General features: G+C 69.6%; 24 protein-coding genes and 1 pseudogene. 18 read left to right on the forward strand and 7 right to left on the reverse strand.

Annotated features, from left to right (window positions below; translation table 11 throughout):
* Positions 1-64 precede the first annotated feature (64 nt).
* The gene (locus tag AC5W7N_RS23355) at positions 65-1,813 is read right to left on the reverse strand and encodes a DEDD exonuclease domain-containing protein (RefSeq protein WP_495922147.1); all 1,749 of its coding nucleotides are present in this window, start codon (positions 1,811-1,813) and stop codon (positions 65-67) included.
* Positions 1,814-2,407: 594 nt separating this feature from the next.
* Between AC5W7N_RS23355 and AC5W7N_RS23360 the strand changes: the two genes are divergently transcribed.
* The 10 genes from AC5W7N_RS23360 to AC5W7N_RS23405 all read left to right on the forward strand — a co-directional run bounded on the left by AC5W7N_RS23360 (position 2,408) and on the right by AC5W7N_RS23405 (position 11,275).
* Positions 2,408-2,995 carry a C40 family peptidase gene (locus tag AC5W7N_RS23360; RefSeq protein ID WP_163815648.1) on the forward strand — a complete coding sequence of 196 codons (588 nt, stop codon included), beginning with the start codon at positions 2,408-2,410 and terminating at the stop codon, positions 2,993-2,995.
* A 183-nt stretch (positions 2,996-3,178) separates the two neighbouring features.
* On the forward strand, positions 3,179-4,216 hold the full coding sequence (locus AC5W7N_RS23365) for an NlpC/P60 family protein (protein WP_194991134.1): 1,038 nt from the start codon (positions 3,179-3,181) through the stop codon (positions 4,214-4,216).
* Between the two features lie 6 nt (positions 4,217-4,222).
* A complete protein-coding gene (locus AC5W7N_RS23370) occupies positions 4,223-5,230 on the forward strand; it encodes a hypothetical protein (protein ID WP_280212594.1) in 1,008 nt (335 codons plus the stop codon).
* Between the two features lie 141 nt (positions 5,231-5,371).
* Positions 5,372-6,499, forward strand: coding sequence for a glycosyltransferase family 4 protein (locus tag AC5W7N_RS23375; RefSeq protein ID WP_194991132.1), 1,128 nt, complete (start codon positions 5,372-5,374; stop codon positions 6,497-6,499).
* 30 nt (positions 6,500-6,529) lie between these two features.
* Positions 6,530-6,913: a polyketide cyclase / dehydrase and lipid transport gene (locus AC5W7N_RS23380; protein WP_163816735.1), complete on the forward strand. Its 384-nt coding sequence runs from the start codon at positions 6,530-6,532 to the stop codon at positions 6,911-6,913.
* A 45-nt stretch (positions 6,914-6,958) separates the two neighbouring features.
* Positions 6,959-7,396: an SRPBCC family protein gene (locus tag AC5W7N_RS23385; protein ID WP_138446629.1), complete on the forward strand. Its 438-nt coding sequence runs from the start codon at positions 6,959-6,961 to the stop codon at positions 7,394-7,396.
* 47 nt (positions 7,397-7,443) lie between these two features.
* Positions 7,444-8,742, forward strand: a complete 1,299-nt coding sequence (locus AC5W7N_RS23390) for an ArsA family ATPase (RefSeq protein ID WP_495924186.1) — start codon at positions 7,444-7,446, stop codon at positions 8,740-8,742.
* Positions 8,739-9,302 (forward strand): hypothetical protein, encoded by a 564-nt coding sequence (locus AC5W7N_RS23395; RefSeq protein WP_256673517.1) that lies wholly within the window; start codon positions 8,739-8,741, stop codon positions 9,300-9,302. The genes AC5W7N_RS23390 and AC5W7N_RS23395 overlap by 4 nt, the downstream gene beginning before the upstream one ends.
* The gene (locus AC5W7N_RS23400) at positions 9,299-10,309 is read left to right on the forward strand and encodes an ROK family protein (RefSeq protein ID WP_495922148.1); all 1,011 of its coding nucleotides are present in this window, start codon (positions 9,299-9,301) and stop codon (positions 10,307-10,309) included. Before AC5W7N_RS23395 ends, AC5W7N_RS23400 begins: the two co-directional genes overlap by 4 nt.
* A 240-nt stretch (positions 10,310-10,549) precedes the next feature.
* A complete protein-coding gene (locus AC5W7N_RS23405) occupies positions 10,550-11,275 on the forward strand; it encodes a lysophospholipid acyltransferase family protein (RefSeq protein WP_163816794.1) in 726 nt (241 codons plus the stop codon).
* Between the two features lie 78 nt (positions 11,276-11,353).
* Here AC5W7N_RS23405 and AC5W7N_RS23410 read toward each other — a convergent pair whose 3' ends face one another.
* Entirely contained in the window at positions 11,354-11,530 is a 177-nt protein-coding gene (locus AC5W7N_RS23410; protein ID WP_163816739.1) for a hypothetical protein, read from the reverse strand.
* Here AC5W7N_RS23410 and AC5W7N_RS23415 point away from each other — a divergent pair.
* The 3 genes from AC5W7N_RS23415 to AC5W7N_RS23425 all read left to right on the forward strand — a co-directional run bounded on the left by AC5W7N_RS23415 (position 11,529) and on the right by AC5W7N_RS23425 (position 15,567).
* Complete coding sequence (locus AC5W7N_RS23415; RefSeq protein ID WP_495922149.1) at positions 11,529-13,091, forward strand: alkaline phosphatase D family protein; 1,563 nt, start codon at positions 11,529-11,531, stop codon at positions 13,089-13,091. The genes AC5W7N_RS23410 and AC5W7N_RS23415 overlap by 2 nt on opposite strands.
* A gap of 53 nt (positions 13,092-13,144) precedes the next feature.
* A complete protein-coding gene (locus AC5W7N_RS23420; protein ID WP_194991129.1) occupies positions 13,145-14,422 on the forward strand; it encodes an FAD-binding oxidoreductase in 1,278 nt (425 codons plus the stop codon).
* Positions 14,423-14,484: 62 nt separating this feature from the next.
* Entirely contained in the window at positions 14,485-15,567 is a 1,083-nt protein-coding gene (locus AC5W7N_RS23425; RefSeq protein ID WP_175586005.1) for an AraC family transcriptional regulator, read from the forward strand.
* Positions 15,568-15,593: 26 nt separating this feature from the next.
* Here the strand turns inward: AC5W7N_RS23425 and AC5W7N_RS23430 are convergent.
* From AC5W7N_RS23430 to ctaC, 3 genes and pseudogenes are all read right to left on the reverse strand, one after another.
* Positions 15,594-16,280, reverse strand: a pseudogene (locus AC5W7N_RS23430) (SDR family oxidoreductase); the annotation flags it as partial.
* 63 nt (positions 16,281-16,343) lie between these two features.
* Positions 16,344-16,760: a cytochrome c oxidase subunit 4 gene (locus AC5W7N_RS23435; RefSeq protein ID WP_163816748.1), complete on the reverse strand. Its 417-nt coding sequence runs from the start codon at positions 16,758-16,760 to the stop codon at positions 16,344-16,346.
* Between the two features lie 13 nt (positions 16,761-16,773).
* Positions 16,774-17,760 (reverse strand): aa3-type cytochrome oxidase subunit II, encoded by a 987-nt coding sequence (ctaC, locus tag AC5W7N_RS23440; protein ID WP_228794279.1) that lies wholly within the window; start codon positions 17,758-17,760, stop codon positions 16,774-16,776.
* A 619-nt stretch (positions 17,761-18,379) separates the two neighbouring features.
* On the opposite strand from ctaC, the gene asnB reads away from it, so the two are divergent.
* Positions 18,380-20,323, forward strand: coding sequence for an asparagine synthase (glutamine-hydrolyzing) (gene asnB, locus AC5W7N_RS23445; protein WP_495922150.1), 1,944 nt, complete (start codon positions 18,380-18,382; stop codon positions 20,321-20,323).
* A 224-nt stretch (positions 20,324-20,547) separates the two neighbouring features.
* On the opposite strand, the gene AC5W7N_RS23450 is transcribed toward asnB, so the two are convergent.
* Positions 20,548-21,519: a carbohydrate kinase family protein gene (locus AC5W7N_RS23450; protein WP_163816751.1), complete on the reverse strand. Its 972-nt coding sequence runs from the start codon at positions 21,517-21,519 to the stop codon at positions 20,548-20,550.
* A gap of 99 nt (positions 21,520-21,618) precedes the next feature.
* The gene (locus AC5W7N_RS23455; RefSeq protein ID WP_014350070.1) at positions 21,619-21,969 is read right to left on the reverse strand and encodes a HesB/IscA family protein; all 351 of its coding nucleotides are present in this window, start codon (positions 21,967-21,969) and stop codon (positions 21,619-21,621) included.
* A 195-nt stretch (positions 21,970-22,164) separates the two neighbouring features.
* Here AC5W7N_RS23455 and AC5W7N_RS23460 point away from each other — a divergent pair, with 195 nt between their 5' ends.
* The 4 genes from AC5W7N_RS23460 to cobT all read left to right on the forward strand — a co-directional run bounded on the left by AC5W7N_RS23460 (position 22,165) and on the right by cobT (position 26,190).
* The gene (locus AC5W7N_RS23460; RefSeq protein ID WP_495922151.1) at positions 22,165-22,833 is read left to right on the forward strand and encodes a DUF3043 domain-containing protein; all 669 of its coding nucleotides are present in this window, start codon (positions 22,165-22,167) and stop codon (positions 22,831-22,833) included.
* 263 nt (positions 22,834-23,096) lie between these two features.
* Entirely contained in the window at positions 23,097-24,056 is a 960-nt protein-coding gene (locus tag AC5W7N_RS23465) for a helix-turn-helix domain-containing protein (RefSeq protein WP_495922152.1), read from the forward strand.
* 183 nt (positions 24,057-24,239) lie between these two features.
* Entirely contained in the window at positions 24,240-24,785 is a 546-nt protein-coding gene (locus tag AC5W7N_RS23470) for a bifunctional adenosylcobinamide kinase/adenosylcobinamide-phosphate guanylyltransferase (RefSeq protein WP_495922153.1), read from the forward strand.
* A gap of 304 nt (positions 24,786-25,089) precedes the next feature.
* The gene (gene cobT, locus AC5W7N_RS23475) at positions 25,090-26,190 is read left to right on the forward strand and encodes a nicotinate-nucleotide--dimethylbenzimidazole phosphoribosyltransferase (protein WP_495922154.1); all 1,101 of its coding nucleotides are present in this window, start codon (positions 25,090-25,092) and stop codon (positions 26,188-26,190) included.
* Positions 26,191-26,252 lie beyond the last annotated feature (62 nt).

The raw sequence follows: 26,252 nt of genomic DNA on the forward strand, positions 1-26,252 counted from the left end.
ACCCTCCGTTGGCCGCGGCACGGACTCGGGGTGTCCCAGCGGCCCCCACAGGTTCGCGGCGCGCTCAGCCCGACATGCGCTCGTAGGTGTCGGCGGCGGACTCCCCCGCCACCGCCGCCTCGGCCGCCGCCGCCCAGGCCAGCCTGCGCCCCGCGCCGTGCATCGGTTCCCGGTAGCCCTCGCTGGTGCGCACGATCCGCACCCCCGGCCGGGCCAGCCAGCGCGCCACCAGGCCCACCTCCTCGGGCGAGCCACCGCGCAACGGCGACAGATCGCCGTCGCAGACCACGGTTTCCGCCGCCGCCACGATCCGCTCCACCACCGGCATCGGTGCCACTCCCCTGACTGCCGTGCCCGCGCCGGCCAGGCGTCCGTGGCGGATCACCGCGAACTCCCACCCGCCCGCGCCATCGGGATGGGCGGCGACGAGTTCGGCGATCCGGGCGACGGCGGCCAGGCGCTGGGTGCGATACAGCGCGCGGATCACCGTCACCGTACGGTCGCGCAAACGCGCGGCGGCCTCGAAATGCTCGGCGCGGGAACAAGTTCGAATGCGTTCGAGCATCGCGCGCAGAGCCGCGTCGTCGGTGCCCGCGAACAGCGCGCGCACCGCATCGGAAGCGGGCGCGTATTCCTTACTATTACGGGTCATTCCGTCGGCCGCCGCCGGGCAGCCGCCGACCACCGCGGGCGGGCAGTCGTGAATCGCGGTGCGCGACAAACGAGTTGTGCAGGTGCGCAGGCCGCTGAATTCGGCGATGGTGGCGGCGACATCGGCGGCGTCGGCCCTGGCGCCGAACGGGCCGAGTGCGTCGACGGTGGGATTGCGCACGATGGCGAAGCGCGGAAACGGCTCCTCGGTGAGCGTGATCCACCAACCGCGTTTGGGGAATTTCGAGCGTCGGTTGTACGGCGGGGCATGCGCGACCAGCAGCCGCAGCTCGCGCACCCCGGCCTCCAGCCCGTGCGCGCATTCGACGTGATCGACGCGGGTGGCCAGCGCGACCATCTCCTTGATCCGGCCCCGGGTCTCCGAACCGGTGAAGTAGCTGCGGACGCGGCGGCGCAGATTCACCGCCGTCCCTATATAGAGGACTTCATCGGACGGCCCCCGGAACAGATACACGCCGGGCCGCGCGGGTAGATCGGCGGCAAGCCCGCGTTTGGCGCGCTGGCCCGAGCTCACATCGGGCAGGTAGTCGATCAGCTCGGTGAGGCTGTGCACGCCCTGATTGCCCACCCGCGCCATCAGCGCGTGCAGCACGTCGACGGTGGCGCGGGCGTCGGCGAGGGCGCGGTGGGTCGGCTCGGTGCTCGCCCCGAGCACCCGCGCCAGCACGCTCAATCGCACCGACGGCGCCTCGTCCCTGGCGAGCACCCGCCGCGCCAGGCGCACGGTGCACACCACCTGCGCCGCGGGCCACGGCGTGCCGCAGCGCGCCGCGGCCGCACGCAGGAACGCCATATCGAATCGGGCATTGTGCGCGACGAGCACCGCGCCCGCGGCGAACTCGAGGAACCCGGGCAGCACCGCCTCGATCGGCGGTGCTGCGCACACCATGGCGGTGGTGATACCGGTGACGTGGACGACCGCGGGCGGAATGGCGCGGCCGGGATCGACGAGGGTGGCGAATTCACCGAGCACCTCACCGCCGCGCACTTTGACCGCGCCGATCTCGGTGATGGCGTCGGTGTCCGGGCTGGTGCCGGTGGTCTCCAGGTCGACCACCACGAAGGTGGTGTCGTAGAGCGGGGTGTCGAGCTCGTCGAAGGCCAGTTGCGCGGCGCGGCGGCGCGGGACGGAGTCGGACACGGCGTGCAGCGTATGACCGGGGTCCGACAGGTTCGGCCCCGGTGCGGAGCGGGATTTTCCGTCTTCGCGCGCGCGTGAAGGCAGCGCGGAATTTCCGAATTACACGGACGAGCTTTTCGTTCTGGTACCCCCGAAACGATCTTCGATGCGCAAAAGCGGCGTAGCTCACAGCGAAAGCGCTGAGGTATCAATCTCCGGGCGTGTCGGATTCGCGCTATGCGACCAGAGGCCGGGCGGTCCCGCCCCACACCTCGAACACGCTGTCCGACGCCCCGCGACCACCCCGCTACCTCGCGCGGATAGCCCGTGAACTGCACGGAACGGCCCCCGCCTGGTGATCGGCCACTTTTACTGTTACTTCTAGTAACGCCTGGTCGGCCTTCGCGTTCCTGCGGAAATCGACGCGTCGTTATCGTTTCGTGATTGTTGTGACGCATATCGCAGGCTGCTCGCGCCGAATTGTTGACCGTCGCCGTTTCGCATGTTCGCGGCTTTACAAACCACCGTGATCGGTTCGTAACCTCATCGAGACCTCACGGAGTCCGACCCACCACCCCGGTGCGGCGTCGTGAGGCAGATTGGGAGTACCGCATCATGGCGTCCACCACCGTCAAACGACAGGCCAAGCGTGCCGTTGCGGCCGGAGCCGTCGGCGCTGCCACCATCGGCGCGTTCCTGCTTCCCGCCGCTCCCGCGGCGGCGGCACCGGTCACCGTCCCCGGTGTCGGCACCTTCGACGTGCCCGACAACATCGTGAACCAGATCCCCGGCGGCCTGCCCGCCGTGCCGGGCATCGAGATCCCCGCACCCGCGCCGCTGCCCTTCACCGCGCCGACCAAGACGCTCGGCCAGTCCGCGCTCGACGCCGCGATGAGCAAGATCGGCTCGCCGTACGTCTACGGCGCCGCAGGCCCGAACGCCTTCGACTGCTCCGGCCTCGTGCAGTGGTCCTACCGTCAGGCCGGCCGCGAGGTGCCCCGCACCAGCGGCGCCCAGCTCGCCTCGGGCACCCCGGTCTCGATGGACCAGCTCCAGCCCGGCGACGTGGTGTCGTTCTACGGCGGCGGCCACTCCGGCCTCTACGCCGGCGACGGCAACGTGGTGCACGCCTCCACCGCGGGCACCCCGGTGCAGGTCGCGCCGATCTCCTCCATGCCGGTCGCGGGCGCCGTCCGCTTCTGACCGCACGACCGGGGCCCGCATCGTCACGACGGTGCGGGCCCCGGCCGGTCCGGCGGCTGTGATCGGTTCGTGCTCTACTGGACACCGCAGGTCGCCGTTCCGTAACCTAATCGAGACCTTTCCGCGGCTTCACACGAGAACGGGGCACGGCAGGCAGTGGCAGCACATCACCGCAGTCGAGGGATGAAACGCCTGGCAGGGGCGGCGATCACGGCAGCGTTTCTCACCGTGGCGCTACCCGGCGGCGGTCCGGCGGGCGCCGATCCGGCCACCGCGCCCACCACTGCGAGCGCCGCCGTGCAGCGCATGATCGACCTGTCGCGCGAATCCGAGCAGCTCAATCAGCAGGCGCTCGGCGCTCAGGCCGATTTCGATGCCAAGCTCGCCGCGCAGCGCGATGCCGAAGCCGCGCTCGCCACGGCCACCGATGCCGTCACCGCCGCGCGTGACGAGGTCCGCAAATATCAGCCGGTGATCGACCGCACCGCCATCGCGGCCTATCAGGGCGCGCGCACCAATCGCCTGTTCTCGGTCCTGGTCAGCGATTCGCCGCAGCAGCTACTCGATCAGATGTCCACCCTCGATGTGGTGGCCACCCAGACCTCGACCCAGCTGCAGCACTACAAGAAGGCCACCGACGCGGCCACCGCGGCCGAATCGGCCGCGCGCACCGCCGCCGACAATGCCCGTACCGCCGCCGAGAAGGCCGACGCCGTGCGCGGCGATCTCGAACGCAAACGCGCCGACCTCCAGGGCGCGATCACCCAGGTCATCGAGGCCTGGGGCAGGCTGTCGGCGCAGGACAAATCGGCGCTGGCCGGATCGCCGTTCCCACCCGGCTTCGATCGCGATTCGCTGCTGCGCGGACTGGTGCCGGGCAGCGGCACCAGCGCGCTGGCCGCCGGGCTCACCCGGGTGGGCGATCCCTATGTCTGGGGCGCCACCGGCCCGGACCAGTTCGACTGCTCCGGTCTGGTGCAGTGGGCGTTCAAACAGGTCGGCAAGGATGTGCCGCGCACCAGTTCGGCGCAGGCCTCCTTCGGCACGCCGGTCGCCAAGGACGATCTACGTCCGGGTGACGTCGTCTTCTTCTACCCCGACATCTCCCATGTGGGCATCTACGCGGGCAACGGACTGATGCTGCACGCCTCCACCTTCGGCGTTCCGGTCGCCGTCGCACCCATGGGTTCCACGCCCTATCACTCGGCTCGGCGATACTGAGCACCGATGAACGGTGTGCGGCGCGTCCGTGATTGGCTGTCGCAGCGACGGCGCTTCGAGTTCTGCCTCACCACCGTCATGGTGATGCTGCTGACCGGCACCTGCGCCGCGCTGCTGCTGCTCCCCGATTCGGTGGTGGCGCCGCTGCGCGCGGCCCGCGCGGGCACGACCACCGCCCCGGTCGCCGGCCAGCACCCCACCGGTGACGCGCGACTGGCCGAAATCCAACGCATCACCGAACCATTCGGACCACTGGTGAGCAGGCAGGTGCCCACTGGCGGCGCCCTGCCCGCGCTGGTCGTCGGCCATCCGCAGCACCAGCGCGAAGTCGACCTGCTCGCCGATGAGCTCACGGCCGCGAGCACCGCCGTCACCGACCTGTGGGGCCAGGACTGGTCCCGGTCGCCCGTGGTGGTCGTGTCCGCCACGCCCGCCGAATTCGCCGCCCTGGTCCGCGCCACCACCGATCTGCCCGTCGAGATCGCCGCCGCCACGGTCTCGGATCCGTTCGCTCCGGGTTCGCAACCGACCGGCCAGCGCGTCGTCTTCGGTCCAGACGCCGGGCGCCGCCTAGACCCCGACGGTCTGCGCACCCTGCTGCGCCACGAACTCACCCACGTCGCCACCAGGGCCGCGACGGTCGACGGCTCCCCACAGTGGCTGCTGGAGGGTTTCGCCGAGTACGCCGCCCACCGCGGCCTCGGCCACTCCTTCACCGATATCGCCCCCACCCTCGCCACCCGGCTGGCCACCGGCACCGTCCCCGCCGACCTCCCCACCGACCCCGAGTTCACCGGCCCCGACGCCGCCACCGCCTACGAACTGGCCTGGTCGGTCTGCGCCTACCTCGCCGACACTCACGACGACGCCCGCCTCGTCGCCCTCTATCGCCGCCTCGCCACCGGCCCGCAGACCCCCGTCACCGAAGACGCGGCAATGCGCGAGATCCTCGGCGTCGGCCGCGCAGAACTGATCACCGCCTGGCAAACCTGGTTGCGTGCCCGCACGGCATGAGACACGCCCGCACCGCCGGGTCCTGCACCGAGCACCGACGCCAGTCGCGGAGTCCGCCAGCGTCACCGGCTGCACAACGGCGACGCGTGGTCGCCCGCGCTGCTGGACGCAGCGCCGAACAAACACAGTAGGTTGTTGGGTATGGCTCGAACTCTGCTGGTTACCAATGATTTCCCGCCGCGTCCCGGGGGTATCCAGTCGTATCTGCAGGCATTGGCCGGGCAGCTGCCGCCGGATGATCTGGTGGTCTATGCGCCGCGGTGGCGGGGCGATAGTCATGTGAAGTTCGATGCCGAGCAGAAATTCCAGGTGGTGCGCCATCCGACCACATTGATGCTGCCCACCCCGCTGGTGATGCGGCGCGCGGCGAAACTGTTGCGCAGCGAGAACTGTGACACCGTCTGGTTCGGGGCGGCGGCGCCGCTGGCGTTGATGTCGCCGGTGCTGCGCAAGGCGGGTGCCGAACGCATTCTGGCCAGCACGCACGGGCATGAGGTCGGCTGGTCGATGCTGCCCGCGGCCAGGCAGGCGTTGCGGGTGATCGGTGAGCAGACCGATGTGGTCACCTACGTCAGCAAGTACACCCGGGCCAGGTTCTCGGCGGCGTTCGGCCCGAACGCGGCGCTGGAGTATCTGCCGCCGGGTGTCGATCCGGATGTGTTCCGTCCCGATCCGGCCGCGCGCGCCGAGTTGCGGCAGCGCTACGGGCTCGGTGATCGGCCGACGATCCTGTGCCTGTCGCGGCTGGTGCCACGCAAGGGCCAGGACGCGCTGATCGTGGCGATGCTCCAGATCCGGGAGCGGGTGGACGGTGCGGTGCTCGTCATCGCGGGTGGTGGCCCGTACGAGGAGAAGCTGCGCGCGCTCGCCGAGGCGCTCGGCGTCGCCGATTCGGTCGTGTTCACCGGACGGGTGCGTTCGGACGAGCTGGCCGCCCACCACACCCTGGCCGATGTGTTCGCCATGCCCGCCCGCACCCGCGGCGCCGGCCTGGACGTGGAGGGCCTCGGCATCGTCTATCTCGAGGCTTCGGCCTCCGGTGTCCCCGTCGTGGCCGGACGTTCCGGCGGCGCACCGGAAACCGTCATCGAGGGCAAGACCGGCCGCGTGGTCGACGGCCGCAAGATCGACCAGATCGTCGATGCCCTCGTCGGGATCCTCGCCGATCCCGAGGCCGCGGCCCGCATGGGTGCGGCCGGCCGCCAATGGGTCGAACAGCAATGGCGCTGGGACACCCTCGGCGCACGCCTGCGCCAACTGCTGAGCTAGCGGTCCGCGGCGCGCTGTACGCTCAGGCGCGTGAGCAGTATCCAGGTCGCAGATCAGACGTTCGTCGCCGCCTCCGGCGCGGCGGTCGGTGAGTTGCTCTCGGCGCCGGGCAGATGGCGGCGCTGGTGGCCGGATCTGACGTTGGACGTGCGAGAAGACCGTGGCGACAAGGGAATCCGCTGGACCGTCGGCGGCGCGCTGACCGGCAGCATGGAGGTGTGGCTGGAACCTTCGCTGGACGGGGTGATCCTGCACTATTTCCTGCATGCCGAGCCGACGCGCCCGATCGAGCCGCGCAAACTGGCCGCGGCCAACCATGCGCGCCGGGTCGCGGGTAAGAAGATGTCGTTCGAGGTGAAGTCCCGGTTGGAGGCCGATCGCCCGGCCGGGGTCGCCCCGCAGCTCACGTCCTGACGTTTCACCGCCAGCATCGTCGCCGGAAAGGAACCGTTCACCGTCATGGCCGACCGGACCCAGAGATCGATCGTCATCGCGGCCCCGTCGCAGCAGGTGATGTCCGTCATCGCCGATCTGGCCTCCTACCCGGAGTGGGTGTCGGCGGCGAAGTCGGTGGAGGTGCTCGAATCCGGTCCCGACGGTCGCGCCCGCACCGCGCGCTTCGTGCTCGACGCCGGCGTCGTCAAGGACACCTACGTGCTGTCCTACACCTGGCGGCCGGACGGTAAGGCCGTCACCTGGACCCTGCTCAGCGGTGACCTGCAGAAAGCCCAGGACGGCAGCTACGAATTGGTCGATCTGCCCGACGGCGGCACCGAGGTGATCTATCAGCTCACGGTGGACCTGAACATCCCGATGATCGGCATGTTCAAACGCAAAGCCGAGAAGGTGATCACCGACACCGCGTTGAAGGAGCTGAAGAAACGGGTCGAAGGCTGACCGGGCACGGCGCCGGCCGGGGCGGAGGCCACCGCACTCGCGTCGAGCTGTTCATCGGCAAGGGCGGCGTCGGCAAGACCACGCTGGCCTGTGCGACCGCGATGTCCTACGCGCGGGCGGGCGCGCGGGTGCTGGTCGCATCGCTGGATCAGGCCCATTCGCTCGGCGACGCCCTGGGTTTCCGTTTCCCGCACGATCCGGGCACCGTCGCCGGCATCACCACGGTGGTGCCCGGTCTCGAAGTGATCGAGATCGATTCGCTGGCTCTGCTCGAGGACCGGTTCCGTGAGATCACCCGGCTGTTGTCGGCCGATACCGGCCACGATCACGGCATCGATCTCGGTGCGCTGGATCCGGCCGAACTCACCGGATTGCCCGGCGTGCAGGAACTGCTGATGCTGGTGGAGATCACCGAGTACGCCGGCGAGGACGAGTGGGACGTCATCGTGGTGGACTGCCCGCCCTCGGCCGACATGCTCCGCATCGTCACCGCGCCCGACACCCTGCTCGGCTATCTGGACCGGGTGTGGCCACCGCACGCGCGGGCCATGAGCAGTATCGGCACCGATCTGCGGCGGGTGGTGCTGGCGACGACCGTGCAGCGCATCGTCGCGGCGGTGACCGAGGTGCGTGATCTGCTGGCCGATCACGAGCGCACCGGCGCACGCCTGATCACCGTCGCCGAGCGGGTGGCGGTGGCCGAATCGGCGCGGGTGCGTTCGGCGGCGGCGCTGCTGGGCTTGCGACTGGATGCCGTGGTGGTGAACAAGGTGCTGCCCGCGGTGCCCGAACCGAGCGGCCCGGCCGACGCCGCGCATCCCGCGGTGCACTGGTATCAGAACCGGCGCGCCGAGCAGCACGATGTGATCGCCGGGCTGCGCCGGGCGATGCCCGAGGTCCCGGTGCTGGTGGCCGCGCACACCGGGCCGGAACCGGTGGGTGTCGGTTCGCTGGCGGCGCTGTCGTACGCGGTGGATGAGGCCGCGCCGGCCGCCGCCCCCACCGGCGGCGCGGCGCGCGGCGAGGCCGCGGAACTCGACACGGGCCCGGTCCTGGGCAACAATCCGGCGGAGGGCGGCACACGTTCGGGCGAACCGATGGTTCGGTTGGAATCGGGGGCCGGGCTGCATTCGGTGTACGCGATGCGGATGCATCTGCCGGTCGCCGACCCGGCGACGTTGCGGCTGGGACGAGTGGAGGACGATTTGATCGTGGGAGCGGACGGGGTCAGGCGCCGGGTGCGGCTGGCGCCGGTCTTGCGGCGGTGCACGGTCGCCGCCGCCGAACTCGACGGCGGATATCTCATCGTCCGCTTCCAGCCCGACCCGGAGGTGTGGCCGCTGTGACCGCCACCGCCGAACCCGACGGTCTCGCCGAATTCGCCGCCGAACTCAAACTGCTCGCCGAAGCCGTCCTGGAACGGGTCGAACCGGTACTGCGCCGGGCCGCGGCCGACGGCAAACCCGAATGGGACAACTGCAGCTGGTGCCCGGTGTGCGCGGCGGCGGCCCTGGTGCGCGGCGAACAGCACGATGTGCTCTCGGCCATCGCCGATCACGGCACCGCGATCGTCACGGTGTTGCGGGAGGCGCTGGCGGGTGTGCCGGTGGAGCCGGTGATGCCCGACGGCACGGAACCCGGTGTGCGGCATCGTCATCACGCCGATGCCGTCCGCGACGACATCCGCAGCGGCGGAACGCCCGCGGGCAGTGCGCCGAGCACACCCGCCGGCGCCGACGAGACCGGCGGCACCAGCGGCCGTTCCGGCGCACCACAGCCCGCGACCGGTCCGAGTTCTGCCGTATCCGGGTCCGACGCCGATCAGCGCGCGAGCACCGCGGACGCGGGCGGGGGCAAGCGCACTCGATCCCGCTACGTCGGCATCCCAGTGACGATCAAGACATGACCGGACCGGCGGCGGGTTCGCACCCACTGACCGTCGGAATCGACGTCGGCGGCACCAATATTCGTGCCTCGGTGGTCGACAGCGAGGGTTCGGTGCTCGACACCGTGCAGGCCCCCACCCCGCATTCGGCGCGCGCGCTCGAGGAGGCGATCGACCGCGCGGTGCGGGAACTCGCCGGCCGCCATCGCATCGACGCGGTGGGCCTCGCGGTGGCCGGATTCGTCAACGGCGATCACACCACCGTCCGGTTCGCGCCGCATCTGCCCTGGCAGGACGCGCCCGTCGCGCAGCGGCTCACCGACCGGCTCGGCCTCCCGGTGCTGCTGGAACACGACGCCAATGCCGCGATGTGGGCCGAATACCGGTTCGGTGCGGCGGCGGGCGGACACAACGTGGTGCTTGTCGCGATCGGCACCGGCATCGGCGCCGCTCTGCTGATCGACGGCAAGCTCTATCGCGGGACGCACGGCATCGCGCCCGAACTCGGGCATCTGCAGGTGGTTCCGGCCGGCCGCGCCTGCGCGTGCGGCAAACGCGGCTGCTGGGAGCGCTACTGCAGCGGGACGGCGCTGGCCGATACCGCGATCGAATTGCTCGCCACCGATCCGGGCCCGTCGTTGCTGGCCAGAGAGGTGCTGCGGGATCCGGGTTCGCTCACCGGCCGTCGGGTCGCGGGCGCGGCCCAGGACGGTGATCCGCTCGCACTGCGCGCCATGACCGATTTCGCCCGCTGGCTCGGCCTCGGCCTGGCCTTCGTCGCCGACATCTTCGACCCGGACCTGGTCGTCATCGCGGGCGGGGTGAGCAGTTCGGCGCCGCTGTTCCTCGACGACGCCCGCGAGGAGTACGCCGCCGCGCTCACCGGCCGCGGGCACCGGCCACTCGCCCGTATCCGCACCACCCAGCTCGGGGAAGCCGCGGGCATGATCGGCGTCGCGGAGATGGCTCGCGCCGCCCTCGCCGCACCCGGCGGGGACATCTCCTCGGTCGCGCACATCAGCCGCTGAGCATTCGCCGAGCACCGCGGCGGGCACACCCGCAGCAAACCGCGTCGGTGGCTCCCCGCGCGCACCGCCGGACTCGGCCCGGTGTCACGGAAGGCCCGTCAGCACCCTGCACCAGGCCGCACCGCGCCGACGCGGTGTGGTGAGATTCGCCTCTGCGCTTGGATGTGATCTGCGTCCAGCGGTAAAGTCGGCAACCGAGAGGTGCCCGCCTACGATCCCGCTCCCGGGGGTAAGGACGTCATGTTCTACTGGCTGCTGAAGTACGTGCTGATCGGCCCGCTCATCCACATCTACAACCGGCCAACGGTAGAAGGCGTGGAGAACATTCCCGCCGACGGCGCAGCCATCCTCGCCGGTAACCACCTCTCCTTCGCGGACTGGTTGTTCGCGCCGCTGATGAGCCCGCGCCGGATCAACTACCTGGCCAAGGCCGAATACTTCAACACCCCCGGATTCAAGGGCAGGCTGCAGAAGTTCTTCTTCAGCGGCACCGGCCAGTACCCGATCGACCGCAGCGGGGCCAGCGCCGCCGAGGACGCTCTCAACGCCGCCCGCAAACTCATCGATCAGGGTCGGCTGGTCGGCCTCTACCCGGAAGGCACCCGCTCCCCGGACGGCCGCCTCTACAAAGGCAAGACCGGTATGGCGCGCCTGGCGCTGGAGACCGGTGTCCCCGTCATCCCGGTCGCGGTGATCGGCACCGACGAGGTGAGCCCGCCCGGACCGTTCCGCTGGCGCCGCCGCAAGGTCACCGTCAAGTTCGGTGCCCCCATCGATTTCTCCCGCTACGAAGGCATGGGCGGCAACCGCTTCGTCGAACGCGCCGTCACCGACGAGGTCATGTACGAACTCATGCGGCTGAGCGGCCAGGAGTACGTCGACGTCTACGCCGCCAGCCTGAAGAAGGGCGTCCCGTCCGGCTCGGCGCCCGAAGCCACCCGCATCCCCGAAACCGCCGCGAGCTGAGTCCAACCCGCTACCCCTCGGTGTCGTGCTAGCGCCGAAAAGGCCGACGTGCCCGGCCTTTTCGCCGAATGAGCTCGGTCACAGCCCAGCCGCAGGAACGGCATCGACGTCGTGCTCGAAGCCGATGAACGCGGCAACTTCCATGCGGCCGCCGGGCACCGGCTGAATACGCTTCGCCTTGCGCGGAAGTCGTTGACCCAGCCGACGACGCGCGTTCACATTGCGTTGCCCCGGCTGCGTCATGGTCGACGCCATGGTTGTTCTCCGCCCTGGCAACGGATTCCCTCGGCGCGCACTGCTGCGCACCTCCGCGCTCGGCCTGGTCGCCGCACCGGCGCTGGCGGCCTGTTCGAACGACGCGGGGCCAGGGCTGGTCCGGCAGCGGCCGACGCTCACCCATGGCGTCGCCGTCGGTGATCCGCGCAGCGACGGCGCCCTTATCTGGGCACGGTCGGACCGCCCGGCGACGCTGATCGTGGAAACGGCCGCCACCGAATCGTTCACCGACGCCAGACGATTCACCGGACCGCTGCTCACCCCCGACTCCGACGGCACCGGCCGCCTGCGCGTCTCCGGGCTGCCCGCGGGCGAACTCGTGCACTACCGCGTCACCCTGGAAGGCGAGGACGGCGCCACCTCCGAACCACTCGCCGGCGTCTTCCGCACCGCCCCGCTCGCACCTGCCGATATCCGGCTGCACTGGTCCGGTGACGTCGCGGGCCAGGGCTACGGCATCAACCCCGATCTCGGCGGCATGCGGATCTTCTCGACCATGGCCGCCCGCGACCCACACCTGTTCCTGCATTCCGGCGACGTCGTCTACGCCGACGGGCCGTTGCAGGAAACCGTGGCCCTGCCCGACGGCCGGACCTGGAAGAACATCGTCACCGAGGCCAAGAGCGCGGTCGCGGAAACGCTCGATCAATTCCGCGGCCAGTACGCCTACAACCTCTCCGACGACAACGTCCGCCGCTTCAACTCCTCGGTCGCCCAACTGGTCCAATGGGACGACCACGAAACCACCAACAACTGGTCACCCGGCGGCACGGTCGCCGCCGACAAGGGTTACACCGAGCGCGATATGAACACCCTCGCCGCCCGCGCCTGGCAGGCCTTCCACGAGTGGAACCCGCTCGACCCGCACGAGGCCGCCGACGGCAGGCTCTACCGCTCGATCTCCTACGGCCCACTGCTGGACGTGTTCGTGCTCGATATGCGCACCTACAAAGACGCCAACGGCGCCAACACCGCTCCCGACGGCCGCATCTTCGGCCCGCAACAGACCCGCTGGCTCATCGACGGCCTGCGCGCCTCCACCGCCACCTGGAAGATCATCGCCAACGATCTGCCGCTCGGGGTCGTGGTGCCCGATGGCAAGACCGCGTTCGAAGGCCCGGCCAACGGTAAACCGGGCGCACCCGCCGGCCGCGAATCCGAGATCGCCCAGGTGCTCTCGGCGATCAAACGCGATCGGGTGACCGGCGTGGTGTGGCTGACCGCCGACGTCCACTACACCGCCGCCCACCGCTACTCGCCGGACCGGGCGGCGTTCACCGATTTCGACGAGTTCTGGGAATTCGTCTCCGGACCCCTCAACGCGGGTGCGTTCGGACCCAACACCCTCGACCCGACCTTCGGCCCGGAAGCGGTGTTCGTGCACGCCCCGCCGCAGCCCGACACCTCCCCGCTCGACGGCGCCTACCAGCATTTCGGCGAGGTGCTGATCGACGGCCGGTCAAGGGAACTGACGGTGAATTTGTGCGATGCGAGCGGATCGGTGCTGTTCAGTCGGCGGCTGCCGGCGCCGGGCCGATGAAGGGGGTGGATCGGGCGCGCACGAGGGGACGCGCTGTGGTTAGCTTGCGTGCCATGAGCACGCCGCACACTGTCGCCGCCGAAGAACATCTCCCTCGTGACACCGCGGATGTCGTTCGCACCGTGCGCGATTCGCGTCAGCGCGCCGAGCCGCTCACCGTTTGCGGTGGTGAGCTGGCCGATGACGGCGTGTCGGTGCCCGATCAGCGTGCCGTGGTGTCGATGCGCCGGATGAACTCGGTGCTCGATATCAACCTCGGCCGCGGCACGGTCCGGGTGCAGGCCGGTGCCCGCCTGTCCGAGATCGACCGGCGCCTGGGTGCGCACGGACTCGGCCTGCCGATCGTCGGCGACCACCGCGATATCACCGCGGGCGGATTCGCCTCGGTCGGCGGGGTGAGCACGGCCTCGCACAAGTACGGCATGTTCATCGATCAGATCGTCGACCTCGAGTACGTCGACCCGGACGGGCGCATCGGCACCTGCGGGCGCGACCATCACACCGAGCGTTTCCACCGCATCCTGGGCGCAGGCGGGCGCGCGGGCATCATCACCGCGCTGACCCTCGACACCGTCGAGGTCGACAAGGACCACAGCTGGCTCAGCACCACCGCACACCGCTTCCTGGATTTTGATTCCTTCGTCGAGTACGCCCACGGTCAGGTCGCGCGGCCCGGTGAGGCGGTGTTGCAGGTGGGCCGCTGGGTCGATACCGCGCCGCTGAAGGTGTCGCGGCCGGTGGGCACCGGGCACGTGCAGTTGGGCACCGTGCGGTTCGGGCAGTGGTCGAGCCTCTACCCCACCGCCCCCACTCGTTCGCTGCGCGCACGCCGCGAGGTGGGCACCAGGGCCCGCAAATCGCTCGGCGTGATCGCCTCGGCCGCCGGCGGGCGCGCGGGCATGCCGGTGCGCAACGCCGCCGCAGGCGCGGTCATGCTCACCCCGAAGGTGCTCACCCTGCGTGACGCCGAATACCTCGCCGACACCGTCATCAGCTCCTCCGAACGCGGCCCCGCCTACCGGGTCGGCGTGTTCGCCCCGCTGTCGAGCTACACCTCGGTCTTCTACCGCCTGCACGACCTGTTCGCCGGCCACCGCGAACGCACCGGCTGCTTCACCGTCATCTCCGCCATGACCTACGGCGTGCGCTCGGCGTTCCTGCGCGCCGAATCGGCCGCTCGCGGCCTGTCTCCCGAAGACCACGGCCTCATCACCTTCACCTGCCGGCTGCGCCCCGCGTCCCTGCCCTCCGAACAACTCCGCGACATCGTCACCACCATCGACGAAATCTGCCGCTCCGAACACGCGTTGCGCTACGAATCGGCGGAGTAGCCCGGACGACCTCGCGGCGGCAGCCGAGACGGTCCCGCCCCGGATATGCCTATCGTGGCGGGGTGGATGTGTTCGACGAACTGCTGCGCAATGTCCGGGGTAACGGGTCGGTGTTCGGGCAGCCACAGGTGGCGCCGATGGGGTCGTTGCGGCTGGGGGAATCGGCGTACCTGACGTTGTGCGCGCCGATGCGTGGCAGCGGGGTGCTGGACGCCGGTGCGGGGCAGCCGCGGCGAATCGTGGCCGGGCAGACGGCGATCGTGTGCGGGCCCGAACCGTTCACCTTCACCGACGCACCCGAACCCGGCGCGGACAGCTCCGAGCCGACCGTGCTGATGGTCGGCTCCTACGACATCCGGGCCGAGGTGCCGCACCGGCTGTTGCGGGTGCTGCCGCGGGTCGCCGTCGTCACCGATGCCGAGGACTGTGGGCCACTACGCGACTACCTGCAGGCGCAGCTGTCGCTGTCGGGGCCGGGCAGGCAGATCGTGCTCGACCGCCTGCTGGACTGGCTGCTGGTGTGCACCTTGCGCGACTGGTTCGACCGGCCGGAGGCCGAGCCGCCCAGCTGGTACCGGGCGCTCGGCGACGCTGTGGTCGGCCCCGCGCTGGCCGCGATGCACGCCGACCCGGCGCGAGCCTGGTCGACCGCCGAACTCGCGGCGACGGCGGGCGTCGCGCGCACCACGTTCACCTCCCGCTTCACCGCCGCGGTGGGCCAGAGCCCGGCCGCCTACCTCACCGAATGGCGGCTCACGCTGGCCGCCGACCTGCTCGCGCACACCGAGTTGACGGTGGCCGCGATCGCCCGCCGGGTGGGATACGCGGACGCGTTCGGGTTCTCCAGCGCGTTCAAGCGGGTGCGCGGGATCAGCCCGAGCGCCTATCGGCGCAGCACGAGCGGCGCGTCCGATATCCCGGTCGCCCCAGGCGATTACCCGCGCCAGGCGTCGGCCTCCGCCGCGGCGAACGCGGCGAAGGTCCGCGGGTCACGCCCGAGCGCGCGGCGTACACCGTCGGCGACCACCGCGTCCGAGCTGGTGCGAATCGAGCTCAACGCACCCGACCAGAGTTCGATTTCCGCCGCGGAGACGCCCTGCCCGGCCAATTCCCGCTCGAAATCGGCGACCTCCACCGGGAGATAGTTCGCACGCCGCCCCGAGGCGGTCGCGATCTGGGCGAGGGCCTCCTCGATGCTCAGCGGCGCGGGCCCGGTCAGGTCGTAGACCTGACCGTCATGCCCGGTCCCGGTGAGCGCGGCCACGGCGACGTCGGCGATATCGGCGGCATCGACGAAGGCGGACTTCCCGTCGGCCGCGGGCAGGGCGAGCTCGCCCGAGAGCACGCCGCCGAGGAAGGCCCCCTCGGAGAAGTTCTGCATGAACCAGCTCGGCCGCAGCACCGTCCAGGCCAGGCCGGATTCGCGCAGCGCCTGCTCCCCCTCCAGATGGGACCGCCCACCCGCGTAGTCGGCGCCGAAATATCCGGGTGTGTCGACGCCACGGGCAGACAACAGCACCATCCGTTCGACTCCCGCGGCGGCGGCGGCACGCACGAGCGACGGTGTCGGCGAGGGCGACACATCCAGCGGCACCACGAACACCGCCCGCACCCCGTCGAGCGCGGCTTCCCAGGTCTGCGGATCGGTCCAGTCGAAGCGGGTCGCACCGGATCGGGAGGCGACGCGGACGTCGTCTCCGCGCGCCCGCAGCCGCGCCGCGACGCGCCGCCCCACTTTGCCGGTTCCACCGATGACGAGCACTGTGCTGTTTTCCATACCCTGATCCTCACCCGCCCCGAGGGACGCGGGCCATGTCCGAGGCGCCGGAACAGATAGGCGCCTGACGGCGATCGACATTCCCCGGAAATGGCGAACGCCCCACCGGCCGGAACCTGGTGGGGCGTTCGCTACGAGGCAGTGTCAGTGCTTCTCGGGACCCATGTGGTACTCGAACACCAGCCCGCCCGCGGCGATGAGGATGCAGACGACGCCGATGCCGATCAGCCAGAACTGGAAGAAGGCCAGTCCGAGGGCGGTGATGGAGCCCGCGGCCGCCAGGGTGATGGGCCAGAAGCTGCCGGGCGAGAAGAAGCCGAGGTCGCCGGCGCCGTCGACGATCTCGGCGTCCTCGTAGTCCTCCGGGCGCAGGTCGAGGCGCCGGGCGACGAAGCGGAAGTAGGTGCCGATGATCAGCGACAGACCCGCGGTCAGCACGATGGCGGTGGTGCCCGCCCATTCGACGCCGGTGCGCGACTGTGCCGTGAAGAAGCCGTAGACGATACCGACGATGACGAAGAACACCGTCAGCAGTTCGAAAATCCGCGCTTCGATCTTCATGTCAGATCAGTCCTCAGTTGCTCTCGGCCGCGCTCTTGACGGTGCGGTCGGTGTTGAACGGCCGGGTGGAGGTGGCCACCGGCGATTCACCGATGGACTCGAGCGCCTGGGCGTTGGTCATGCCCTTGTCGCGCGCTTCGATGTAGGCCTGGAACTTCTCCGGCGAGACCGCGCGGACCTCGAAGTTCATCATCGAGTGGTAGGTACCGCACATCTCGGCGCAGCGGCCGACGAACGCGCCTTCCTTCTCGATCTCGGTGATCTGGAAGACGTTGTCGGAGTGGTTTTCCTTCGGGTTCGGCATCACGTCGCGCTTGAACAGGAACTCCGGCACCCAGAAGGCGTGGATGACGTCGGCGGCGGCGAGCTGGAACTCGATGGTCTTGCCGGTCGGCAGCACGAGCACCGGGATCTCGTTGCTGGAGCCGATGGTCTCGATCTTGTCGTAGTGCAGGTAGGACAGGATGTCGTTCTCGGGCTTACCGTGCACCGGGCCCGGCTGCGGGTGGCCGTGCTCGGGGTCGATGCGCTCCTCGTAGGCCTTCAGCTGCTCCTCGTTGAGGGCCTCACGCTCGGTGTCGATGCCGTTGTAGGTGAAACCGTTCTTCAGGTCCACGGTGCGGTAGCCGAACTTCCAGTTCCACTGGAAGGCGGTCACGTCCACGACGACGTCGGGGTTGTCGACCTTTTCGTGCACGTAGTTCTGCACGACGACGGTGAAGTAGAACAGCACCGCGATGATGACGAACGGGATCGCCGTGTAGGTCAGCTCCAGCGGCACGTTGTAGCCGGTCTGGCGCGGGAACTCCGGCGAGTCCTTCTTCTTGCGGTGGAAGGCGATGGTCCAGAAGGTCAGGCCCCACACCAGCACACCCATCAGCAGGGCGGCGACGACCGACCAGGTCCACAGCTCGCGCATGCGGGTGGCCTGCGGCGTGATGCCCGATGGCCAGCCGAACCGCAGCCAGACATTGTCGATCGAGCAGCCCGAGACGAGCATCGCGGTGATCCCCAAGGACACCGCCAGCCCGGCCCGCCGAAGGACACGGCCCTGCCGCCCCCGGGCGGGGTGTGCCCCGATCTCGTCGCTCGCCTTGTGCGCCACGCTCACGCCTTCCTGGTCGCCACACATTCCGACACTGCACCGTCCGCTGGGGACGGCACGTCAACAGCTTGTCCGAACCTCACCGCGGATACCGGCGCTTTCGCGCACGGAGCACCACGGGACGGCCCGAGTACTACGCAGCGTAGACCAAACCTGGTCTTGGTTCCGCGTCGGGTCGGCTTCGACACTCCGTGGTGCGGTGCGCATCCGCGCCCGTACGCGCATCTGCCCAGCACGCGGGCGTTCGGCGACACCGCGACCCGTTGCGCACCCGCTACATCGCCGTGTTCGTCACCGGCGACATCACCGGACGCGCCGCCGGTCCGGCGCCGGAGTCGCACCGCGGCGCGGCGGCCGATTCCCGGGGTCGGCGCCGTCCGCGTCCGAGCCCTGAACAACGCGATCGGCGGCCGAGTGGGGCATACTCGGTCACTAGATTTTCGCCAGGGAATCCCCCGCCGCGCGCGAACCGAATCGGCGCGGTCCCGACCACAGGAAAGAGGTTGCCGGCACCGTGTGTGGACTGCTCGGATTTCTGACGTCTGACAAAGCAGCGCCCGACACGGTGGAGCAGGTGTACGACGCCCTGCACTGCGGCCGCCACCGCGGCCCGGACGAGCGCGGGACCTGGCACGACGAGCACGTGATCTTCGGTTTCAACCGGCTGTCGATCATCGATATCGAGCATTCGCATCAGCCGCTGCGCTGGGGCCCGGCCGACAACCCGCAGCGTTATGCCCTCACCTTCAACGGTGAGATCTACAACTACCTGGAGTTGCGCGAGGAGCTGGCGCGCGAGCACGCCGCCGAGTTCCCCGACGGCGCCATGTTCGCCACCGAGGGCGACAGCGAATCCATCGTCGCGGCCTTCCACTATTGGGGCCCGGACGCGGTGCGCAGGCTGCGCGGCATGTTCGCGTTCGCGATCTGGGATACCGAGACCGAGCAGCTGTTCCTGGCCCGCGACCCGTTCGGCATCAAGCCGCTGTTCCTGGCCACCGGCCCCGGCGGCACCGCGTTCAGCAGCGAGAAGAAGAGCTTGCTGGAGTTGCTGCCTGCGATCGGCACGGGCGATGAGCTGGATCCGCGCGCGCTCGAGCACTACACGGTGCTGCAATATGTGCCCGAGCCGGAGACGCTGCACGCGGCCATCCGCAGGCTGGAGTCCGGTAGTTACGCGATGGTCCAGCCCGGCGAGGAGCCGAAGACGGTCCGCTACTTCGAGCCGAAGTTCCGGGTGAAGCCGTTCGCGGCCGGCTCCGAGCAAGCGCGGTACCGGGAGATCGCCGCGGCGCTGGAGGACTCGGTCGCCAAGCACATGCGTGCCGATGTGACCGTCGGTTCGTTCCTGTCCGGCGGCATCGACTCCACCGCCATCGCCGCGCTGGCCATGCGGCACAACCCGAATCTGATCACCTTCACCACCGGGTTCGAGCGGGAGGGCTATTCGGAGGTCGATGTCGCCGCCGAGAGCGCCGCAGCGATCGGGGCCCGCCATATCGTCAAGGTGGTCTCCCCCGCCGAGTTCGCCGCCGCCATCCCCGAGATCGTCTGGTATCTCGACGATCCGGTGGCCGACCCAGCACTGGTGCCGCTGTATTTCGTGGCCAAGGAGGCCCGCAAGCACGTCAAGGTGGTGCTCTCCGGCGAGGGCGCCGACGAGCTGTTCGGCGGCTACACCATCTACCGGGAACCGTTGTCGCTGAAGCCGTTCGAGCGACTGCCGCGCGGGCTGCGCAAGCTCGCCGGCAAGCTGTCGGACCGGATTCCGGAAGGCACCCGCGGCAAGAGCCTGCTGCACCGCGGATCGCTGACGTTGGAAGAGCGCTACTACGGCAATGCCCGCAGCTTCAACGACGCCCAATTGCGTGCGGTGCTGCGCGATTTCCGGCCCGAATGGACCCATCAGGACGTCACCGCGCCGATCTACGCGAAATCGCGCGGCTGGGATCCGGTGGCCCGGATGCAGCATCTGGACCTGTTCACCTGGCTGCGCGGCGACATCCTGGTCAAGGCCGACAAGATGACGATGGCGAACTCGCTGGAGCTGCGCGTGCCGTTCCTGGATTCGGAGGTCTTCGCGGTCGCCGAGCGGATCCCGTTCGAGCAGAAGATCACCAAGGACACCACCAAGTACGCGCTGCGCCAGGCCCTCGAAGGCATCGTGCCCCCGCATGTGCTGCACCGCGCGAAGCTGGGTTTCCCTGTGCCGCTGCGGCATTGGCTGCGCGGCACCGAACTCTACGACTGGGCCCGGCAGCAGATCGCCGAATCGCAGACCGATCACCTGCTGGACAAGGCCGCGATCACGAAGATGCTCGAGGCGCACCGGGCAGGTACCTCCGACCACAGCCGCAGGCTCTGGACGCTGCTGGTGTTCATGGTGTGGCACGGGATCTTCGTCGAGGATCGGATCAAGCCGGAGATCCAGGAGCCGACGTATCCGGTGTCGTTGTAGTCGCCGACCGCTGAAATCGCCGAATGCCCCGCTCTGTTCGAGCGGGGCATTCGTGTGTCAGAAGTTCCGGTGGGACCGAATCCCGCCGCCACAGCGGGGCGATTTCGATCCCTCGATCGCGCCGACGCGGCGATCGCGCGAACCGCATTGCGAGCTGGTGCGGACATCGACGACACGCTCATGCGAGAGTCGGCGTCTCGAGCTGGCGTGGCGGGAGCCGTCTCTCAGCGCAGCAGCGGTTCCAGTTCGGCGGCCGATTCGGGGCCGTAGGCCTGGGTCAGGCGCTTGAGGGCGTCATCGGGGTCGAGGCTCCATTCCTGGGTGCCGACGGTCTCCAGCACCAGGACCGCCACCAGCGAGCCCAGCTGGGCGGCGCGTTCCAGGCTCAGGCCTGCGGTGTGGCCGGTCAGGAAGCCGGCGCGGAAGGCGTCACCGACACCGGTCGGGTCGACCTTGGCGTTCTCCGGCACCACACCGACACGAACCTCGGTGCCGTCGCGGTCGACAACGAGCACCCCGTTCTTGCCGAGGGTGGTGACCCGGATGCCGACGCGCGCGGCCACTTCCTCCTCGGTGAGCCCGGACTTCTGCTTCAGCAAGCCCCACTCGTATTCGTTGGTGAACAGGTAGGCGGCGCCGTCGATGAGCTGAACGGTTTGATCGCCGTCGAGGCGGGCCAGCTGCTGGGAGGGGTCCGCGGCGAAAGGAATGTCGAGTTCACGGCATTCGGCGGTGTGCCGCAGCATCGCCTCGGGGTCGTTCGCGCCGACCAGCACCAGGTCGAGAGTGCGGTCCTCGACCAGACCCGCGATGGAGATGTCCCGGGCCTCGCTCATCGCGCCCGGGTAGAAGGAGGCGATCTGGGCCATGTCCTCGTCGGTGGTGCAGACGAAGCGCGCGGTGTGCGCGGAATCGGAGATACGCACGGCCGAGCAGTCGACACCGTGGGATTCCAGCCACTGCCGGTACTCGCTGAAATCGGCACCGACGGCGCCGAGCAGCAGCGGGTTCCGGCCGAGCAGGCCCATGGCATAGGCGATGTTGCCGCCGACCCCGCCGCGACGGATCACCAGATCGTCGACGAGGAAGCTCAGCGACACATGGTCGAGCTGATCGGCCAGCAGGACGTCGGCGAACCGCCCGGGAAAGCGCATGAGATGGTCGGTCGCAATGGACGCGGATACGGCAATGGACACGTAGCTGAACCCCTCTGGAGGCGGCAAAAGGCGAAGACCTGGACCGGAGTCCGGGTCTTCACCGTATCAACTACGTGTCCGTTGAAGGAACAACTGAGATCAGTTGAACGAATCGCCGCAGGCGCAGGAACCGGTGGCGTTGGGGTTGTCGATGGTGAAACCCTGCTTCTCGATGGTGTCGACGAAGTCGATCGAGGCACCCTGCACGTACGGGGCACTCATCCGGTCGACCGCGAGGGTGACGCCACCGAAATCGACGGTCAGATCGCCGTCGAGCGAACGGTCGTCGAAGAACAGCTGGTAGCGCAGGCCCGCGCAACCACCCGGCTGCACGGCGATCCGCAGTGCCAGGTCGTCACGACCCTCCTGGTCCAGCAGCGCCTTCGCCTTCGCGGCGGCTGCGTCGGTGAGCGTCACACCGTGGACTTCGGTCTCGTTCTGCACTGTCATGAACTCTCCTAAGGACAGCTGTGGTCATCCCGTGAACAGCGCACGGCTCGTCGGGAGTCAACACCACCGGGCGGGCTGCTATTCCCATCTTGCCACCTTCTCCGCCTGCACTGGACTCGACCCGGGTGACCCCGCCCACGTGTGTCGGGCAGACCGCATTTCCGGCCGTGGCATATATCGAATAGCCTGGTTGCTGTGAAATTGTTCCGCCGCGGCGACTCCAGCACCACCGACGAGCCCGCCGACCGCACGACCGCGGACGGCGATCCCGCCGCGAGTTCCGCGCGGCAGGCCGCCACCGCCACCGCGGGTAAGGGCCGTCCCACCCCGAAACGTCGTGATGCCGAAGGCAGGCGTCGCGGCCCGGTCGCACCCGCCCCGCTCACCGCGAAAGAGGCCCGTGCCCGGCGCAAAGCCACCAGGGGCAACAAGGCCGAGCGCAAGTCGGCCGCCGCCGAGCGCCGCGCCGCCGCCCAGGACCGGCGCGCCCGCATGCTGGCCGGCGAGGACAAGTACCTGCTGCCGCGCGATCAGGGCCCGGTGCGCGCGTTCGTCCGCGATATCGTCGACGCCCGCCGCAACCTCGTCGGCCTGTTCATGCCGATGGCGCTGGTGCTGATCCTGTCGATGTTCGCCGCACCTGCGCTGCAATCGATCGTGACCTTGGCCATGCTGGTCATGATGCTGTTCATGGCCATCGAGGGCGTGATGCTCGGCCGTATCGTCAACAACCGGGTCCGCGAGCGGTTCCCCGATTCCACCGACACCGGGTTCCGGCTCGGGTGGTACGCGTTCGTGCGCGCCTCACAGATCCGCAAGATGCGGGCACCGAAGCCCCGGGTGGGTCCGGGCGACGCGGTCTGAGGATTCGCCATACCGTCAGCGGTGCGGCGCTCGTGATCGCATTGCCGCGAGTTCCTCGCGTGCCCGTTGGACATCACGATCGATGACGTCCGTCGAGCCCACTCGCCCGAAGCCGAGCCATCCGATCGCCGCTACGAACGCTGCCAATGCCACCAGGGTTATCACCAATCCAGCCATGGCAGTAATTGTTCGCCCGCCGATATACGGCCGAAAGTGGCAGTACTGACATCCTTCATCAATATTCGGCCAGATAAACTGACGGCATGCTGTCGAAGGTCGCCGTCGTGCTCTCCGAACGGCTGGCCATGTTCGAGTTCGGGGTGATCTGCGAGGTCTTCGGCCTCGACCGCACCGCCGACGGCCTGCCCGGATTCGACTTCCGGGTGTGCGGGCGGGATCCCGGTACACCGCTGCCCGCCACCTCGCCGGGCATCACGGTCACGCCGGAATACGGACTCGGCGAACTCGCCGCCGCCGATCTGGTGGCGATTCCGGCCTTTCCCGCCACCACCCACCATGACCCCGTCGTCGTCGACGCCGTGCGCGCGGCCGCCGACGCCGGCGCCATCGTGCTCACCGTCTGCTCCGGCGCCTTCCTGGCGGGTGCCGCGGGTTTGCTCGACGGACGCAAATGCACCACCCACTGGCGCTACGTCGACCAACTCGCCGCGCAATTCCCGGAAGCGACCGTCGACCCGGACGTACTGTTCGTCGACGAAGGCAACCTCATCACCAGCGCGGGCACCGCCGCCGGCATCGACGCCTGCCTGCATCTGGTGCGCCGCGAAATCGGCAGCGCCGCGGCCAATGGCATCGCCCGCCGCATGGTCGTGCCGCCCCAGCGCGACGGCGGCCAACGCCAATTCATCGAACGCCCCGTCCCCGAATGCGCCTCCGACAGCCTGCGCGAGACGCTGGAATGGATGCAGCACAACCTCGACCACCCGCACACCGTGGAGTCCCTCGCTGCTCGCTCGACCATGTCCACCCGTACGTTCGCCCGCCGCTTCGCCGCCGAAACCGGCACCACACCGGTCAAATGGCTGACGACGCAGCGCGTCCAGCTCGCCGAACATCTCCTCGAGGACACCGACCTCGGGCTCGAGCAGATCGCCACCCGCGCCGGATTCGGTTCGGCCGCCCTGCTGCGTCACCACTTCCAGCGCGTGGTCGGGATCGCGCCGACGGAGTACCGGCGCCGGTTCGGTGGTGGGACGCGGTAGTGCTGCGGTTCGCGCCGCGTCGGCAGCCGCGCCGGACCGCACCCGTGATCACCGAAGTGTCCGGGACCACGACATCGGCGCGCCGAATCGACGCTGTTGCTGAACTGAGCCCCTGTCGAGCAGGAGGCTTCCGAGCGGCGTTCGCGGCGTTCACGCCCTCATACGAGTTGGTAGCGTGCACGGGTGTCACCCACGCCGCAATCGTCTCCCGCGCGGCGCACCCTCGTACTCGGGGGCGCGCGATCGGGGAAATCGGCATACGCGGAATCGCTGGTTGGGGGTGGTCCGGTGCGCTATATCGCGACAGCGATCCCTGACCCCTCGGATGCCGACTTCGCCGAGCGCATCGCCGAGCATCGCGAGCGACGCCCCGCCGACTGGCTGACCATCGAAAATGCCGACGCCGCAACAGTTCTCGCCGACCCCTTCCCCGGCGCCACGCTGATCGACGACATCGGCACCTGGCTCACCGCGCGCCTCGACGCCCGCAGCGCCTGGGAGCAGCCGCGCGGTACGGTCTCCCCCGACACCGACGCCCTCGTCGCCGCCGTCGCCGCGTACCGGGACCGGCTCGTCATAGTCAGCCCGGAAGTCGGCATGGGCGTCATTCCGGCCACGCGTTCCGGGCGCCTGTTCCGCGATGAGATCGGCACCCTCAACCAGCGCCTCGCCCAGGTGTGTGACGAAGCGGTCCTCATCGTCGCGGGGCTGCCGCTGCGTTTGGGATGAGCCGCCTCGTCGCCGCCGGCCTGGTGCCGCCGCATGTTCGGCGATTATCAGCACCCACCGGCTAGTGGCTCAGGTGTGCGACGACGTAGTTCCCACCGTCTCGGAGCTGCCACTGCCATTGGGGCGAGGGAGCGCCGTCCCGGTAGCCGCTCCGGTCAGGCTCGGCCAGATGGGATCGGCGCTCTCGATCAGCAGTCGGCAAGGCCTGCGACGAGGCCGTAGTCGACGCCGCTGGGCGCGACCCCCGCACCGCAACGGGCGGTGGGCGACAGATGATCACCGCCGGGCAAGATGGTGCGCAGTGATGGATGCGCGACCGGAGGAGCTCGGCACAGTGGAACAGGGATTCGGAGTGGTTGCGGCGCCGGACGCACAGGTTCGGGCGGCGGCGCAGCTGCGGCAGACCCGGCTCACCAAACCCGGTGGGGCGCTGGGACGGTTGGAAACCCTGGGCAACTGGGTCGCCGCATGCCAGGGCGTCTGCCCGCCGAAGCAGTTCGAGCGCGCGCGGGTCGTGGTGTTCGCCGGGGATCACGGGATCGCACGGCACGGCGTTTCGGCGTACCCGAGCGAGGTGACCGCGCAGATGGTCGCCAACTTCCTCGGCGGCGGGGCCGCGGTGAACGCGGTGGCGCGGGTGGCCGACGCGACGGTGCGGGTGGTCGATATGGCGGTGGACGCCGACACCGATCCGGGCATCTCCCAGCACAAGGTGCGCCGGTCCAGCGGCAGCATCGACCGCGAGGACGCCCTCACCGCCGACGAGGTCACCGCCGCCCTGGCCGCGGGGCGCGCCATCGCCGACGAGGAGATCGATGCGGGCGCCGACCTGCTCATCGCCGGCGATATGGGCATCGGCAACACCACCCCGGCGACCGTGCTGATCGCCACCCTCACCACGACCGAGCCGGTGGCGGCGGTCGGGCGCGGCACCGGCGTCGACGACGCGGGCTGGATCCGCAAGGTCGCCGCCATCCGCGATGCCATGCGCCGCGCGCGGCCGGTCGCCAAGGATCCGGTCGATCTGCTGCGGGTCGCGGCGGGGGCCGATATCGCGGCCATGGCGGGTTTCCTGGCGCGGGCCGCCGCCCGCCGCACCCCCGTCATCCTCGACGGACTCGTCGTCACCGCCGCCGCGCTGGTCGCCGAAGACCTCGCCGCCGGCGCACGCGAGTGGTGGCTGGCCGGGCACCGCTCCACCGAACCCGCCCACGCCCTCGCCCTCACCAACCTGCGCCTGGAGCCGCTGATCGATCTCGAGATGCGCCTCGGCGAAGGTTCCGGCGCCCTCACCGCCCTGCCGATCCTGCGCGCCGCGGTGGCCGCTCTCGCCGACATGGCCACCTTCGACGAGGCCGGGGTAAGCACCTCGGATGCCGCATCCACCGTCGACCTGCATAAATGACGAGCCGACCGCGCCCCCACACGCTGAAACGGCCGCCGCCGCGCCGATGGGCCGCCACCGCC

Source organism: Nocardia sp. CDC519 (assembly GCF_059509835.1).